This is a genomic window from Streptomyces sp. NPDC005811 (assembly GCF_040630405.1).
Taxonomy (GTDB): domain Bacteria; phylum Actinomycetota; class Actinomycetes; order Streptomycetales; family Streptomycetaceae; genus Streptomyces.
Map to the genome: position 1 here is coordinate 28,670 of NZ_JBEXXK010000091.1, position 1,594 is coordinate 30,263.

The 1,594-nt window shown below is 68.9% G+C and carries 2 pseudogenes; both read left to right on the top strand.

Going from position 1 to position 1,594, the window contains the following annotated elements:
- Nucleotides 1-570, top strand: a pseudogene (locus tag ABZ490_RS49710) (hypothetical protein); the annotation flags it as partial.
- 233 nt (nucleotides 571-803) lie between these two features.
- A pseudogene (locus ABZ490_RS49715) lies at nucleotides 804-1,065 on the top strand (IS701 family transposase); the annotation flags it as partial.
- Nucleotides 1,066-1,594 lie beyond the last annotated feature (529 nt).

Genomic DNA, 1,594 nt, shown 5'->3' on the forward strand with positions numbered 1-1,594 from the left:
CGTGGGAACGGCATGAACCGTGGGAACGGCAACGCGGGAGCGGGCGACAACGGCAACGCCGGGAACGGCATGAACCGCGGGAACGGCATGAACCGTGGGAACGGCAACGCGGGAGCGGGCGACAACGGCAACGCCGGGAACGGCATGAACCGTGGGAACGGCAACGCGGGAGCCGGCAACGGCAACTGTGCCAACGGCAAGGCCGGCGGAAACAACGCCGGTATCGTCGGCGCAAACAGTGGCAACGCCGGTAACGGCGCCGGTAACGCCGACGCCACGCCTACCGTGAACTGCCCGGACGTCGCCTCCCTGCTTCCGGCTGTTCCGGCCTCTGCGCAGGCTGAGGTGAACAACAACCTGGCTCTCCTGAACACCCAGATCCAGGAGGCCGACAACCGCATCGCCAGCTCGGTCGGCCAGGGCGGACCCGACTTCGTCCAGAACGCCATCCTCGGCCCGCTGGCCGACAAACGCGTCGCGACGATCAACCGCATCGCCACCGCCATCGGCCGCACCGCTGCGCGACCGCAAGGACTCGACTCCGTGGCCACCTGCACGCTGAACCAGTGACCACGAGCCGGTAGTCACCGGCAGACGGTACGCCACTGCCGTGGCCGTTCGGGCATCCAGCCGGAGCGGCCACGGTGCCGTTTCCCGGAACTCACCTCGCCGCGCGTTCGTCAGCCGAACACAACGCCTTGCTCACGACGCTCCGGGCAGGCTGCCGCCGATCGCGGCGACCAGAAGGGTCCGGGCGTCGAAGGCGGCCACTGCACCCCGGAGTGGCCGATCATGCGAGGGGCACGGCAGACACCGCTTGCAGCTACGGCAAGGGCTGGCGGTTCCAGCTGGAGCAGACGGATGTCTTCCAGGTCATGGTCACCACCCGGCACGACACCGTCGTCAGGTGCTGGTCCAACGATTACCCCGTCCACGACCCGTTTCCCGGCCTGCCGCGTCAGAAATGGAAGCGACGTTCCTGCGGCGAAGGAGCCCACGGCCGGGCTGATCTTCGACTGGGCCCGCGTCGAGGTGCGGCCGTGGCACCGCGAGCACCGTCGGCACCAACCCCGCATCAGCCACTGCAAACGACGCGGACACGGCCCCTGAATCGTGCCCAGCAATCTGGAGAAGCACCGATGACCGGGGAGGCCCATGTGCCGTCCCGGTCCATGGTGTTCCGCTTCTGGATAGCCTCCGTACCCGAGGTTCGCGCGCACGCCAGGTGTGCCGTGACGTCCTGGGACTGCGACGCGGACCTGGTGGGCGACGCCGAACCCGTGGCCGACGTGGTGCTCCACGGCCGGGCACCCGGGTGGGAGCTGTTCACCGGTCGGCTGGTGCCTGGCCCGAACGCCGCGGCTGCGAAGCTCATGCGGCACAGTGAGAACGACGAGGGCGGTCGCGGACTGCTGATGATCGAGGCGCTGAGCAAGAGGTGGGGCGCGGATCCGCGGGCCTGTCGGGCAAGCGGACCTGGGTCTTGCTCACCATGCGGGTGCTTGCGTGAAGGGGCGGGGACCGGAAATGGGGCTGACACCCGTCCAGTCGCCCTCGGCGGTGCCGTTGACCCAGGTGTGCACGTGGTCGATCG